The following is a 15,861-nucleotide window of genomic DNA, read 5'->3' as shown; positions in this document are numbered from 1 at the left end:
ATATAGCTCTTTTATATACAATTTCTTTAAATCCTGTGTCCCATAAAATAAAATCCCCTGGCCTGATCAAGCATAACATTAAAAAAGCTTCCTATCTCGGTTTTATTTCCGGGAATATGAACTATCATATTATTACCGAGTCTTGCAGTAACATATCCTTCAAGCTGTTCATCAATCCCTTCTACCAAAGCCTCATGTATCTGTCCTACATGTGATAAAGCCCGCTTTGTAGAAATTTGTTGTACTTCTTTAAGAAGTCTGTTAAATCTGTTTTTTATAACTGCCTCATCCGGTTTTATATCATATTTTGCTGCAGGTGTACCTGTCCTTTTTGAATAAATAAAAGTAAAAGCAGAATCATATTCTACACGTCTTACGACATCAAGCGTATCTAAAAAATCATCTTCGGTTTCAGTAGGAAAACCGACTATTATATCAGTCGTAAGGCTTATATCCGGAATCTCATCTTTTATCTTAAGTGCAAGTTCAAGATATTTTTCCTTGTCGTAAATCCTGTTCATATTCTTAAGTACCTTTGAACTTCCTGACTGAAGCGGCAGGTGTATATGACGGCATATTTTAGGATTATTTTTCATTACCTTTATAACATCATCTGAAAGATCTTTAGGATGTGGTGTCATAAACCTTATTCTTTTAAGCCCTTCAATTTCAGCTATCATAGCAAGAAGTCCTGCAAAACTTATATTTCTGCCAAGTCCCCTGCCATAGGAATTTACATTTTGTCCTAAAAGCATGACTTCAACTACCCCGTCTTCAACAAGGCTTTTAATTTCAGCAACTATATCTTCAGGCTGTCTTGAACGTTCACGTCCTCTTACATAGGGAACTATACAGAAGCTGCAGAAATTATTACATCCGAACATAATATTGACACCTGATTTGAATTTATAAACTCTTTTGCTTGGAAGCTTTTCAACTATCATATCAGTGCCATTTATTATATCAACAACTCTTTTCCTGCCATGAAGCCTGTTATAAAGAATCTCGGCAAGTTTATAAATATTGTGAGTTCCAAATATCATATCAACATATCTGTAACTTTTTACTATCTTTTCAACCTCATCTTTTTCCTGCATCATACAGCCGCATATACCTATAAGCATATCGTTATTCAGACTTTTTTGCTTTTTTAACTTTCCTAATCTTCCATAAAGTCTGTCATTGGCATTTTCTCTTACAGTACATGTATTAAAAATTACAAGGTCTGAAGTTTCCTCATTTTCACCCTCTGCATAACCTATATTACTTAATATCCCTGCAAGCTTTTCGGAATCTCTTGCATTCATCTGACAACCGAAAGTTACTATTTTATAGGTTGGTCTTCTGCCTGCCTCCAGAGTTTTTTCCTGTATTATATCATTTAAACATGATATAAAATATTCCTGTCTAAGCGGCTCCGTTTCAGGAACAGGATTTTCTTTTGTTATTAAATTATTATCTAAACTATTTGTAAAAGAATTCATTATATTATCTTTATGTATTCCTTTATTAAATAATAAATCCCGATACCAGTGCATATACACTTAAGACCGGGATTTAAAACTTTTATAAATATACAACCTCATCTTCTATTTTATTTTTTACATCATGAGAGCCCTCTCGTGGACGGCAGTCATCTGTCATATAGCCAAGCGTGAGAAGAAGTATCGGTTTTATATGTTCAGGAAGATTAAAACTCCTATGCAGATTGTCTGAATTAAACCATCTTACCCATACTGAACCTACACCTATATTCCATGCTTCAAGCATCATCTGAGTGGCTGCTATCGAACAGTCCATTTCAGAAGTATCATATCCTTCCTCAATAGCGATTTTACATGCCTTTTCCATATCGGCACATACCATTATAACTATCGGGGCTTCATATGCCATCCTTCTCGAATCTCCAAGCTTCTTAAAGCTTTCCTCAGTACTCAGCACATAAAACCTCTGAGGCTGAGAGTTCTTGGCAGTAGGTGCTATCCTGCCTGCTTCAAGAATCCTGTCAAGCTTTTCCTTTTCTATCGGATCCTTTTTAAAGCTCCTTACAGAAAACCGTTCTTTGATTACATCACTATATTCCATAAATAATCCCTCCCCTGAACTATCTATTATAAAGCCAACAGCATCTGGTCAATTTAAACCTGCTCCGGCTTTAGAATTTAAATATATACTGTATATCATCCCATATACAAATATACAAAATAATCTTATTCAACATCAAGGCTTATTGATATCAATATCTATTGAAACACTGTCCTGCGGAGTACCTGACAGTTCCTGCCTGTTTTGAGAGATAACATCATAATTTCTGCGAAGCACATCCATAAAATTCTCAAAACTGGTCTGTGATTCATTCATAGTATTAAAAACTACTGACTGGATATTTTTAAGCATATCATCAGTATATTTTATAGATGCGGTTTTTATGCTGTTAGACTCGTTTGTTGCTTTTTCGATTATAAGCTGTGCTTGAGTATTTGCATCATCTATAAGCTTGTTTGCCGTATCATAAGCCTTCTGCATAATTTCATGTTCATCTACAAGACGTTCGGCTTTGCGGGTCGCTTCATCAATAAGCTTATCTGCCTGAAGTTTTGCATCATTTATTATTGCTTCCTGATTTGAGATAATCTTTTGGTACTGCTTTACCTCTTCAGGGATCTGATGTCTTAACTCGGTAAGAAGATCATTCATTTCCTCCTTACTTACCGAAATTTTATTACCTGACAAAGGCACAGGTTTGCAGTTTTCTATGTAATCCTCAATATCACCTATTACTTGTTCAATCCTACCCATTTGTTACCTCATATCTTTCATTTTTTTCTTAATATCAAAAGCAGTCCTTTCATTTACAAAAGCACTTATATCCCCGTCATAGGAAGCTATTTCCTTTACTATACTTGAGCTTAGGTATGAATACTGCAAACTTGTAGTTAAAAATACAGTATCAATATCAGGAGCAAGCACCTTATTTGTCTGTGCAATCTGCAATTCATATTCAAAATCCGTTACAGCACGAAGTCCTCTGACAATAATTTTTATATTATTTGCGTGGGCAAAGTCAATTAAAAGTCCGTCAAAAGCTATAACTTCTGTATTCTTTACATGACTTATAACGTCTTTTATCATTTCAACTCTTTCCGCTGCTGTAAATAAAGGATCTTTTATACTGTTTTTAAGCACTCCTATAATAAGTTTATCATACATTCTGGCAGCCCTCTCAATTATATCAAGATGTCCTTTTGTAATAGGATCAAAGCTGCCCGGATATAGGGCTATTGACATATCTGCCTCCTGTTTAAGAATATATGTTTATTGTTTTTATATTCTTTAACTTTTATTATATTCCAGCAGTCCTCAAACAGTACATGTTTCATATGACTATCAGCCTCCACTATGATAATAGTATCATTATCTACAAGTCTTGAATCGGCAAGCAGCCTCAGACATTTGCTTTCAAGCTCTTTGTTATACGGAGGATCCATAAAAATAATATCAAAAGCAGATTCCGTTTCTCTTCCTGAAAGCAGTCTTACTGCTGAAAACACATCCATCTTCAATATTGTAGCATACATGTCAAGTCTTGTATGTTCAAGATTATAAGAAATACATCTGCATGCTTCCAAATCATTTTCAACAAAAACAGCCATATCTGCCCCACGGCTCAATGCCTCAATACCTATAGCTCCGCTGCCTGCAAATAAATCCAAAAACCTTGCTTTATATAATTTGTCATTAATCATATTAAACAAGGTTTCCTTGACAATATCTGAAGTCGGACGTGTATTTTTACCGACAGGTGTTTTTAATAATAGTCTTCTGGCAGTACCCGCTATTACACGCATTTACTATCCTCCAAAACACACTACTTTTTCACGCCGGGACCGTTTGGATTGGCTCTTATAGGCTCATTTACCTGAGGTACGGTATCTTCAATTATTACCACTTTTGAAGGCTGTGTCGGTGCAGCCGTAGTACGTGGTGCCGTACTGGTCTGCGGCGGTGCAGAGGTTTGATTAGATGACGCACCAGCAGACACTGTCGTTGAAGGCTGTGTCTTTCTTGCATTTTTATTTTTGTTCTTATTTTTTACAACAGCAGTAGTCTCTCCTGCTGCCGCTGTCGTTGCCTTTTGTTTTTTACCTTTTTTCGTTGTTGGAGCCTGTGTGGTTTCAGGCGGAGCCGTCTGCGGCGGCGGCGTAGTTTCAGGTACAGTTTCAGTCGGCTGTTCATCAGCCTGAGCCACAGCCACACTCTCAGACTGATCAGGCTGTGTTTTTACAATATCATCCGTGTTATCAGTTCTAAAACACAGCACCGGAGTTCCGTTTTCAACACTTTCAAATAAAGATTTAGCCGCATCAGGAGGAAGATTTATATTACCCTGCGAACCTTCATTTTTGTAGGTTTCACCTCCAAAACCGCTCCTCCACGGTGCATCATTAAAACCTATATTGCCGTTAAATGGCAGCCAATATTTTGCATTATTGTTTTCGCCCTCGTTTGAAAGCACTGCATTTTCACGTTTATACATAACCTGATAAACACCTGCCGGTGTAGACTTGCCGGAAGCCTCATTCCCGGAAACAAAATCAGATTCAAAAACTTTCTGTCCGTTTTTATAATAATAAAGATGTTGACTTGTCAGATTGACCTCAATATAAGTATTTCCATAGTCAGGTTCAGTCTTTGAAGCCGCAGTTTTTGAAAACTCAGGGGTCCGTTCAGAAGCCTTACCTTCAAGTATAAGCTTCTTTATAGCAGCAGCTTCACCTATCTGATTTACTCTCCAGCCATAGTTTCCTCCGGTTATAGTTAAGGTCTCTCCGGTAGTGGCAGTAAATGTCCTCGGTTTATATATGGTATTATATGATTTGGCAAGCTCTGCCACAAAATCTTCAACCGCTTTTTGGTCAAAGGTTATCTCACCACTGCCGCTAAGACTTATCCACTGACTTGTAACATCTATATTAAGCTCAGTACCGTTATCGTATTTTATAACGGATTTAAGACTTTTATTCATAAGATCAATCTGCTTTTGCATTCCGTTGTCGGCATTTGCAGAATCGGACTCCATATAAACACCCAAACTTGGATCGTTTAAATCCACCTCTTTAGCAAGAGACAGTGCGGCAGCCTTTATCGCAACCTGTGCCTTTTCAGAATCCGCACCATTGCCATCGCCGGCAGCAGGAGATACAAGCTGGTATCCCACACCGCTTACATACTTTGATACCACTGAATTTTCAATATCGGCGTTTACATATCCTGTATTAAAAAATCCCATTGATATTAATGATGACTTTAATGCCGCATCATCGATCTGCAATATATTTTCAGGTTTAATTTCAGACTTTCCAAAAATGTATTTTGCCCATACAAGTGCATTTTGAGACGCAAGTATATTATCAAGACTTTCGTCATAAACATACTTAAGTCCAAGCTGACTTGCACTTAAGGTTTCCTCTCCGTTTTTAGATTTAACCTTAATACTGTAATCTTTTACACTTTGCTTAAGAAGTTCTCTAGCCTGTTCAGGGCTTTTGTTTGATATATTTATACCGTAGGCATAGGTATTAGGGAAAAATGTTTTTGTATATTTTCTTGAATACACAAAATAGCCACCGAATGTAACAACCAAAAGAAGCAGAATTATCCTTAATGCACTAAAACCTGAAGCCTTCCTCGCCGGTGCATATGCTTGAGGCTTCCATGGCACATTTCTAACTTTTGTGTTATTTCCAAAATCAGCGTACGGAGCCCTGCCGGCAGCCTTTCTGTTTTTAGTCTTTCCTCTTGAATATTTGTCGGAATTTAATGCCTGTATCTCTTCAAAGCTTTTTCCGGTCATTGATGAAGGCTGCCGCATATAAGCATTTTGCTGCATTGTATTATTAGTCCCGTACATACCTCCCTCAAGAGAAGCCCTTGGTTTTTGCATACCTGCACCTAACCCCGGATTATTGTTTACAGGATACGGCCTGTTTTGAATTTTACGGTTTGCATTTTGCGGCATCCGCAGATTTTCCATTCCGACACCTGCCGGATTATGAGCACCTCTAATCTGACTTGCTGTAGCTGTACGCATATTTGGCTGCTGCGGAGGTTTTTGCAGAGCAACCCTCTCAGACGGCATATTTCCGGGAGCAGCTAAATTTCTGCTGTTTCCTGTATTATGTACGCCTGCAGCAGGCCTTGCATTATTTAACTTTCTTGTATTTTGTGCAGCCGGAGGAGCCGGTCTCCTGTTGTTTCGCTGCATATCGGGATCTAAAGGTCTTGTGTTGACATTAGGTATCTTCTTAGGTTGAGGGGGTTTTAGATTTCCATACATACCGTTTTCAAGTGAAACACCTGAACGCCTCCCGTACATGCCGTTTTCAGGCGAAACACCTGAACGGTTTCCATACATGCCGTTTTCAAGTGAAACACCTGAACGGTTTCCATACATGCCGTTTTCAAGTGAAGCCCCCGAATTTGCCTCTCCTCTTGTTCCGTACATTCCTCTGTCAAGATAATCAGCAAATATATCCTTGTTTTCTTCAGTCGCAGGCTTTTTTTTACCGAACAGACCACTGCGACCTTTACTTCCAAATCCCGATCTGTCCTTTTTATTATTAAACATTACCCACCCTTTATAAATTTATTTTATTATAAAATTCCTTTTGATATCCTTCTATCTTTTGAGACAGCACAGCAGCCTCATCTGCATATATTTCTACACTCCTGTCATTTATATCATCAACAGCAGATTTTGCATCATCAAATATTTTAGAATCATTAAAAATATCTGAAAAAGAAAATACCGGAATTCCGCTCTGCATAAGCCCGAAAAGCTCTCCAGGCCCCCTCAGCTTTAAATCCTGTGATGCAATATAAAAACCGTCATTTGATTTTCCGACAACATCAAGTCTTTTTTTTGAAAGCTCATTTTGATCTGTTTTGACAAAAATACAGTAACTTTGAAAATCTCCTCTTCCGATTCTGCCTCTGAGCTGATGCAAAGATGCCAAACCGAAGCGCTGTGCATCTTCAATCATCATTACTGTGGCATTTGGAATATCTATACCTACTTCTATAACCGTTGTTGAAATAAGTATATCTGTTTTTCTGTCAATAAACTTACTCATGGACTTATCTTTATCAGATTGCTTCATTTTTCCATGTATTATATCTATATTATAATTTTTTAGAATACTTTTTGCAAGTTTTTCCCTATAATTGTATAAATTTTCTGCTTCTATTCCTTCACTCTCCTCAACAAGAGGACATATTATATAAGCCTGACGCCCATTTTTAATTTCTCTATCAATGTGTATATAAGCTTTATTACGCTGCTTTGGAGTTATAACGACATTCTTCACAGGAAGTCTGCCCTCAGGCTTTGTATCAATCACGGAAGAGTCCATATCTCCATATAGTATAAGTGCAAGAGTTCTTGGGATAGGAGTTGCACTCATCACAAGTACATGAGGCATAACACTGTCTGAACCTTTATTATATAAAGACTGCCTTTGTTTTACGCCAAACCTGTGCTGCTCATCGGTTACAACTACGGCAAGCTTTGAAAACTCTACACCCTCCTGTATAACCGCATGTGTTCCTATTACTATATCTATATCATGATTTTTAATAAGTTCATAAATCGCAAGCTTTTCTTTTTTAGGTACAGAACCCGTAAGAAGTGCAGTTTTTGGAGGATTCTTCATATTGGAAATAACTGAAAGCAGAAATTTATAATGCTGACATGCTAAAATCTCTGTCGGCACCATGACAGCACCTTGAAACCCGCAGCTGTATGCGGCAAAAATCGCACCGAAGGCGACTGCAGTCTTTCCGGAGCCGACATCGCCTTGTATAAGCCTGTGCATCTGCCTTTTGCTTGACATATCCGATAAAATTTCAGTCATTACTCTATGCTGTGCCGAAGTAAGACTGTAAGGAAGTGCCTTAAGATATTCCTCAATAAAGATATAGTTGTGCAGGTTGTAAGCACCCTCACAACTTCCGGTATCTTCATAACCTGTTGATTCTTTTTTTAAATAGTTCTCTCCTATAAGCCTGTATGAAAGTATGTAGGAACTTTTAATATTTTTTCTTTCATTCTTAAGCAGACTTATATTATATAAAAAAAGAAAAAAATCATCAAATGCAAGCCTTTTCCTTGCATTCAGTATCTCTTCCTCGCTAAGCGGATTATGTATCTGCCTGAGTGCATGCCCCAGGCTTAAAAGATTATATTTAATCCTTATACTATCAGGCAGATAATCACGAATAGATTCAACTATATATGATACGTTTTTAATTGCTTTTATAACAGTCTTACCGCTAAGACCGCCGGTCAGCCCGTATACAGGTTTAAATGTACCAACAAGTTTTTTATACTCCTCAATACCATATACAACCGGATGTGAGAGAAATACCTCATCATTTCTTTTTACAAGTCTGCCTGTAAATATATATTTAAACCCGGGCTTAATCTTATAAGCTATATATGTACTGTTATACCAGATCGCCTTAATACTTTTTTTTCCGTCATACAGCATACAGCTGTTTATTATGTAATTGTTTGAAACTGATTTTTTTATAAATCCCGATACAGCTGCATATATACAAACCGTATCAGGCAAAGGTTCTGATGTTTTAAAATCAATTTCGCCGGGATTTTTATACTTTTCATATCTTATCGGATAGTGGTGCAACAAGTCATCAACAGTTACTATATTAAGTTTTTTAAAAAGTTCGGCTGTTTTTTCTCCAACCCCTTTTATATTTAAAATATTCTGATTTAAATCATAATTACAAGACATCAGTATTTAATTAATAATCAGCTTTTTACTCAATAGATACTATGTAATAGTATACAGGCTGTCCTCCGTTATCAAGCTCAACCTCAATATCGGGAAATAGTTTTTCTATATCCTGAGCAACTTTTTTGGCATTTTCTTCATTTACATCGGCACCGTAAAACAGACTTATAATTTCCGTTTTTTCATCTACAAGCCTTTTAACGGATTCCATAAGCGTACTTTCAATGTCCTTACCGGCATATACTATCCCTCTGTCTCCTATCGCCATTATATCGCCCTCATGTATATTTATACCGTCTATTAAGGTATCTCTTACTGCATAAGTAAGCTGAAGTGATTTCACACAGGAAAGCTCCTGAATCATATTTTCGGTATTTTCTTCAATAGAGCTTTCAGGCATAAATGCTACAAGTGCAGAAATTCCCTGAGGTATAGTTTTTGTCGGAATTACATGAACCTTTTTATCTTTACTCATATTCGCAGCCTGTTCCGCTGCAAGTATTATATTTCTGTTATTAGGCAGTATAAATATATCCTTTGCAGCGACCATATCTATCGCATCAAGCATATCCTGCGTACTCGGGTTCATAGTCTGCCCACCCTCTATTATATAGTCGGCACCTATTCCCTTAAATATCTCAGAAAGTCCTTCTCCGGCAGATACACTTATAAAACCGTAATCTTTAAGTGGAGTTTTTACGACTTCATTTTTTTTAGGAATTTCATTTTCCTTTGACAATTTATTAGAGTTCTTTATAAGCCTCTCCTTGTGCTCCTCTCTCATATTGTCAATCTTCATCCTTGAAAGGGAGCCGTAAGATAGAGCTTTTTGTATTGCAAGTCCCGGGTCGTTGGTATGTACATGGATCTTTATAAGTTCATCATCTGCTACACATACTATAGAATCACCTATTGACTCAAGATAACTTTTAAAATCATCTACATCCTTGTCATCAATTTTATGTTCAAGATTGACTATAAATTCGGTACAGTATCCAAATTTTATATCTGCCGTATCTATATGTTCTATATCAGCAAATTGGAATTGAGAATGAAGACTTCTATCCATACTTGGACGTTCAAATCTTGAATAGTCAGGCTCAGTACCTGTAATATATGCGTAAACTCCACGCATTATCTGCATAAGTCCCTGTCCTCCCGAGTCAACAACACCTGCCTGCTTTAGTACCGGAAGCATCTGAGGTGTTCTTGCAAGTGTCTTTTCACCTTCATCTATGACCTCCTTCATAAAGCTCTCTATGTCCTCAACTTCAGAAGCAATTGACATAGCCTTATCACTCATGCTTCTTGCAACAGTAAGTATAGTTCCCTCTTTAGGCTTCATTACCGCCTTATAAGCGGTTTCTACCGCTTTTTCCATAGCAGCGGCAAGTACAATTGTGTCTGCACTGTCATATTCCTTAAGTACATTTGTAAAACCTCTTAAAAGCTGTGAGAGTATGACACCTGAATTTCCCCTTGCCCCTCTCAAAGACCCCGACGATATAGCTTTACATATATCCGGAATGTTTTCATCAGATACTTCCGATACTTCCTTTACCGCAGACATTATAGTCATTGTCATATTTGTGCCGGTATCGCCGTCAGGTACCGGAAAAACGTTTAATTCGTTTATCCATTCCTTTTTTTCTTCAAGACTTGCCGCACCTGCTAAAAACGCCTTTTTTAATGCTGAAGCATCAAGTATATTATAACTCACTTAAATATTCCTCCTTAGTCTATAACCCTTACACCCTCGACAAAAACATTGATTTTGTCAACCTGCATGCCTGAGAATTTTTCGACTTTATATTTCACGGATGTCATAAGATTATCAGACACTGCCATAATACTTACACCGTAAGACACTATAACATGGAAATCTATACTGACCTTATTATCAATTATATTTACACTTATGCCTTTTGAAAGGCTGTCTCTTTTTAGAAGCCTTACAAGACCGTCTCTCATATTTATAGCAGCCATACCGACTATGCCGAAACACTCGACAGCCTGCAGTCCGGCATACATTGCTATCACTTCACCCGATATGCGAACCTGACCGAAATTATTATTGATTAATCCTTTATTCATGCCTTTCCTCCGTGTTTCTTTTTGTTTCAGGATTTTACTGTTACAGTATACATTACTTTTGAAAAAATTGGAAGAATTTCTTTTTAATGCTTGCAAAACCTCCATCTTTCTGATAGTATATGCTTTGCTGCGGACTTTTTAAGTATAAGTTTGATCCGTAATAAGGAGGTGTTAATATGGCAAAATGTGCAATTTGTGATAAATCAGTCCATTTTGGCAATAGTGTAAGCCATTCTCACAGAAGGTCCAATAAGATGTGGAAGGCTAACATTAAAACAGTTAAGGTTAAGACTGCAGGCGGTGCAAAAAGAATACATATATGTACTTCATGCCTGCGCTCAGGCAAGGTTGAGCGTGCCTAGTTTGACCGATTTTATTTAAAATACAATATTTGTTGTAATTTTGTATCGGAGCTGTCCTCTAAAAGGGCAGTTTCTTTTATTTACAGGCTATACACACTTCAATAATTTTGATTTGACACAGATATATACAGATGCTACAATACTTCTGATTTATGTAGTTTTTTTAACGCTAGTATATAACCTATATACAGGAGGATTGTAATAAATGATAGAAACCATTAATATTACAAAAAAATTCGGCGGCATCACTGCAATAAAGGAATTAAACATCACTATAAATGAAAGCGGTGTATTTGGACTTGTAGGTACGAACGGTGCCGGCAAAAGCACTCTTTTAAAGCTGATATCCGGCATATTAAAACCTGATGACGGAAAAATAATGATAGACAATGAGAGCGTATTTGAAAATCCTAAAATAAAATCAAAATTTTTCTATATCTCAGATGAACAATATTTTTTAAAAAACGCATCTCCTGAAGACATGAAGATTTTTTATATGAGATATTTTGAAACTTTTGATAGTACATATTTTAATTATGCAATAAATCTGTTCGGACTTGATAAAAACAGAAAAATAAACACATTTTCAAAGGGTATGAAAAAACAGCTTTCTGTAATTCTCGCTCTCTCATCAAAAACAAAATACATATTTTGTGATGAAACCTTTGACGGACTGGACCCCGTAATGAGGCAGACGGTAAAAGGTCTGTTTTGTGAAGAACTAAAAAATAGAGGACTTACTCCTATCATAGCCTCACATAATCTGCGTGAACTTGAGGATATATGCGACCATATAGGTCTTCTTCATAAAGGAGGTATTTTATTCTCAAGAACACTCGGTGATTTTAGATCCGGTGTAAACAATGTACAGGTAGTTGTAAAACCTGATTTTGATATAAATCTTATAAATGATCTGCATATTATGGGAGTAAAAAAATCAGGCAGTATATATACATTAACTATAAGAGCATCTGAACAGGAAATAAAAGAGAAAATCCCAAAATATGAACCGATTTTTTTTGAAATAATACCGCTTACATTTGAAGAAATATTTATAACCGAGACGGAGGCAAAGGGATATGACATCAAAAAACTCATTGTTTAATCTTATAAAAGAAGACTTTAAACGAAGAATTTGGAGTGTAGGGCTTTCAGTGCTTATACAGTTTTTTCTATTTATAGTTGTAGCCATATTTATGAGAAATTATTACAATGCAAATGCCCCCTTTTACAGTCCGGGTACAGCCGAAAATGTCAAAAAAACGCTGGATATGTTTGAGGCTGAATTTACGGGAATGTTATCCTCATATTTCGGTGGAAACAATAATTACATAACTTTTTTTATAATGCTTCTCTCATTGGTTACAGCAATATCGGGATTCTCATTTTTATTAAATAAAAACCGGACCGACTTTTACCACTGCCTTCCCGTTAAGAGGGAAAAGCTGTTTTTAATCATATGCTTAAACAGTATATTAATTGTAGGCATACCCTATCTCTTTTTTATACTGTCGATGCCGCTTATTTTTATTGGCTGCCTGGATACTTTACTTATTATAAAGATTACCTTTACCGGTTTTATAGTGAATATGTGTACCATGTTTATGTTTCATATGGTTACAGTCCTTGCAGTGATGCTTACAGGAAAAATCCTTTTAAGTATACTCGGCAGCTTTATACTGTATTTTGCTTCATACTGTGCAGACTCATTAATCACATTTTATAAAAACGCTTATTTCAGCACCTACTATGCTATACCGTCATTTAATATTTTAAAATATATTTCGCCGTCAACTATCGGCTTTGCATATAACTCACCGTATTCGGTACGGCTCTGTATGATAATGTTTTTAGCTGTTTTATGTTTTATATCAGCTTTTATACTTTACAAAATAAGACCTTCTGAAGCAGCCGGAAATGCAATAGCATTTAAATATGCTAAAGCGCCTATTAAATTTATAATAGCTTTTGAAAGTGCCAACATTTTTTCATTGATTTTTGCAGCTATTACAGATTCGAACGGCTGGATATTTTTCGGACTTATATCAGGCACGGTAATTTCATGTCTCATACTTGAGATAATCTACAATGCGGATTTTAAAAAGCTCTTTTCAAATATTCATGAGCTTATTATAATTTCCTTATTTTCAGTTCTGTTTCTTTCATTTTACAGATTTGACCTCTCAGGATATGACAGATATATGCCGGGCAGGGATTCTCTGGAAAGTGCCGGTATTGTAATTAATGTTAAAGACAGCCTGAAAAGCCATTATATGGAATCCTTTGAAAATTTAAAACAGTATTACGACAATGATTCATTTTCTTATGATGTAGACTATAAGCAGGAACTGTATTCTATAAATGATAAACCTGTATATAAGGATTATATACTTAATGCAATAAATAATATGAAATACACCGATTTTGACAATATATATTCAATCGTTCAAAAGGGAATTGAACTGAATAAAAAGAAGGATTCTCCATTCAGTATTTCAATGGACTCCCAACAATTGGATTATGTGCCTGCTGAAATTATTTTAGCCTATCACCTTAAAAACAAAAAAACAGTATACAGAAAATATACAGTAAATTACTATGATATAGCAGATGAATATATAAAGCTTATCTCTGATGATGAATATAAAAAATCAGTGTATCCTGTTTTCAGTATGGAATCGTCAAAGCTCTCTTCAATAACCTACGGAGAAATTGATGATATGTATCTTGAACTGAAATTTTCGGACAATAGCGAAGATATCAAAAATGAACTTCTTGAAGCTTATAGAGCAGATTTTTTGGAGCTTGACTCCTCAACCTATACAGAAAAACCGAGTCTTGGCTATATACAATTCAGAACCGATACAGTTGACAAAAAAAAATCAGAAAAAGAACAGGATAAACATGATTCAGAAGATTCAGATTATTATGTCAATGATATATACGGTATAGGCTTTTATCCGGTATATACATCATTTACAAATACTATTTCCGTACTGAAAAAGATGGGAGTTGAAGTCGGAAGTTCACTTGATGTAAAAAATATAGATTCAGCAATAATTGTATCACCGGACCATGAAGCAGACGAACATAAAGAACTGATCTTTGCGTTTGATTATGGTATGAAAGTAGATTTTGACCAAATAATCGATCAAGTTCCATACAGTGTAATGCGTAAGAACGCCGTAAAAATAAATTTAGATGATACAACCTATAATCTAAAGTTCTATACAGACAAAAATGATATAGAAGATATTTTAGCTTCAGGCTTTTCACCCCATTATTTCGGAGATGAATATATAAGAAAATATGACAGAACTAAAATAGCCGCCCTATTATTTAATAAAGTGCCTGAAAGCTGGGAAAATGTGTTTAGTTCAAAATATTTACTTGAAACATCAATAATTTTTAATCATAAACGCTATAACTCATTTAAACAGTTTAAATCTGATTTTGAATATAAATTTTATTATGACTATACAATTGACGAACCGGAGAGTATGTATGATGACATTGATATTGTTGAAATCAATGATAATATACCGGCTTCAAAAAATAATAAATATTTTTATAAACTTTATTTCCCTCCCGGCAAAATGTAATTATCGTTTTTATATTGTAACATTATAAGATAGTTCTACAGGATATGTAAAAAATCGCAGGTGGTTGTGCCTGCGATTTTTTTACAGTCCCCTCTAGATCATAAAAGAATGTGGACCGGGACCGTTCCTTATATAGTTATCTATATGTATTATAATTACAATGAGACTAATACAAAAAGAAGGTATAACAAGTGTACAAATATAAATAACTTTTGATTTTTGGAATTTTTTCCATATATGATATCTGTATATATTATATATCACCCACGGCACTAAAAATGCAAAGAATATTATAATTATGCTCGCAACATCATCTTTACTCATCTCTGACAATCCTGAAAAATTTAGTGTCCATGACAGGAAAAATAGCGACCAAGCTAAAATACAACCTAATATAAAATTTATAATTATACTTGCGACTAATGAAAAGAAATGTCTTTCAAATTTATTCATTATATTCCCTCAGTTTCTTAAATGTAGATTTTTAGTAATTATGCTTACAGAGTATAAGATCATCTGTTCCTTTAAAGACTGTAACAATGAAAAATATTTTTTTTCGAAGTCATCCATATATTTTCACCTCATTTAAAAATATAGTATTTTTTACCCTATATGGAAAATACCTCTATGGGGATCATACGTTATATAATCATATATAGTTATTATAATTGCAATAAATACAAAAAAAATGAAGGTATAATTAACGTACACATATAACCTGCTTTTGACTTTTGATTTTTTTTCCATATATGATATCTGTATATATTATACATGGACCATGGTATGAAAAATGCTAAAAATTGAATAGTCATAGTTACCATACTAGCTTCTGTAAACTTTGAAAAATTCAATTTTGAATCCAGCGCCCATAACAATTCAACAAGAGGCCAAAACAAAATACAATTAAACATAAAATTTATAATTATACTTAATACTGACGAAAAGAAAATTTTTTCAAATATATTCATTTTCATTATATTTCTCCTGTTT

Annotated in this window: 12 protein-coding genes; 3 read left to right on the top strand and 9 right to left on the bottom strand. The window is 35.3% G+C overall.

Annotation, left to right across the window (positions count from 1 at the left end; all coding sequences use genetic code 11):
- Positions 1-26: 26 nt before the first annotated feature.
- From miaB to HMPREF9333_RS03900, 9 genes are all read right to left on the bottom strand, one after another.
- Positions 27-1,484: a tRNA (N6-isopentenyl adenosine(37)-C2)-methylthiotransferase MiaB gene (gene miaB, locus HMPREF9333_RS03940; RefSeq protein ID WP_005539949.1), complete on the bottom strand. Its 1,458-nt coding sequence runs from the start codon at positions 1,482-1,484 to the stop codon at positions 27-29.
- Positions 1,485-1,566: 82 nt separating this feature from the next.
- Positions 1,567-2,085 (bottom strand): nitroreductase family protein, encoded by a 519-nt coding sequence (locus HMPREF9333_RS03935; RefSeq protein WP_005539947.1) that lies wholly within the window; start codon positions 2,083-2,085, stop codon positions 1,567-1,569.
- A 135-nt stretch (positions 2,086-2,220) separates the two neighbouring features.
- Positions 2,221-2,799 (bottom strand): ATP synthase subunit B family protein, encoded by a 579-nt coding sequence (locus tag HMPREF9333_RS03930; RefSeq protein WP_005539946.1) that lies wholly within the window; start codon positions 2,797-2,799, stop codon positions 2,221-2,223.
- Between the two features lie 3 nt (positions 2,800-2,802).
- The gene (coaD, locus tag HMPREF9333_RS03925; RefSeq protein WP_005539945.1) at positions 2,803-3,288 is read right to left on the bottom strand and encodes a pantetheine-phosphate adenylyltransferase; all 486 of its coding nucleotides are present in this window, start codon (positions 3,286-3,288) and stop codon (positions 2,803-2,805) included.
- Positions 3,279-3,848: a 16S rRNA (guanine(966)-N(2))-methyltransferase RsmD gene (gene rsmD, locus HMPREF9333_RS03920; RefSeq protein WP_005539944.1), complete on the bottom strand. Its 570-nt coding sequence runs from the start codon at positions 3,846-3,848 to the stop codon at positions 3,279-3,281. Before rsmD ends, coaD begins: the two co-directional genes overlap by 10 nt.
- A 20-nt stretch (positions 3,849-3,868) precedes the next feature.
- Entirely contained in the window at positions 3,869-6,628 is a 2,760-nt protein-coding gene (locus HMPREF9333_RS03915; RefSeq protein WP_005539943.1) for a L,D-transpeptidase family protein, read from the bottom strand.
- A 10-nt stretch (positions 6,629-6,638) separates the two neighbouring features.
- Complete coding sequence (gene recG / locus HMPREF9333_RS03910; protein ID WP_005539942.1) at positions 6,639-8,813, bottom strand: ATP-dependent DNA helicase RecG; 2,175 nt, start codon at positions 8,811-8,813, stop codon at positions 6,639-6,641.
- 25 nt (positions 8,814-8,838) lie between these two features.
- Complete coding sequence (locus HMPREF9333_RS03905; protein WP_005539941.1) at positions 8,839-10,533, bottom strand: DAK2 domain-containing protein; 1,695 nt, start codon at positions 10,531-10,533, stop codon at positions 8,839-8,841.
- Between the two features lie 14 nt (positions 10,534-10,547).
- Positions 10,548-10,907, bottom strand: a complete 360-nt coding sequence (locus tag HMPREF9333_RS03900; protein WP_005539940.1) for an Asp23/Gls24 family envelope stress response protein — start codon at positions 10,905-10,907, stop codon at positions 10,548-10,550.
- Between the two features lie 176 nt (positions 10,908-11,083).
- On the opposite strand from HMPREF9333_RS03900, the gene rpmB reads away from it, so the two are divergent.
- From rpmB to HMPREF9333_RS03885, 3 genes are all read left to right on the top strand, one after another.
- Entirely contained in the window at positions 11,084-11,269 is a 186-nt protein-coding gene (rpmB, locus tag HMPREF9333_RS03895; protein WP_005539939.1) for a 50S ribosomal protein L28, read from the top strand.
- Positions 11,270-11,474: 205 nt separating this feature from the next.
- On the top strand, positions 11,475-12,374 hold the full coding sequence (locus HMPREF9333_RS03890; RefSeq protein ID WP_005539938.1) for an ABC transporter ATP-binding protein: 900 nt from the start codon (positions 11,475-11,477) through the stop codon (positions 12,372-12,374).
- Positions 12,349-14,871 carry a DUF6449 domain-containing protein gene (locus tag HMPREF9333_RS03885; RefSeq protein ID WP_005539937.1) on the top strand — a complete coding sequence of 841 codons (2,523 nt, stop codon included), beginning with the start codon at positions 12,349-12,351 and terminating at the stop codon, positions 14,869-14,871. Before HMPREF9333_RS03890 ends, HMPREF9333_RS03885 begins: the two co-directional genes overlap by 26 nt.
- Positions 14,872-15,861: the final 990 nt, after the last annotated feature.

Origin of the sequence: Johnsonella ignava ATCC 51276 (genome assembly GCF_000235445.1) — a bacterium.
GTDB classification, from domain to species: Bacteria; Bacillota; Clostridia; order Lachnospirales; family Lachnospiraceae; genus Johnsonella; species Johnsonella ignava.
The sequence above is the reverse complement of the archived record's forward strand: the minus strand, read 5'-3'. Positions and strand labels throughout refer to the sequence as shown.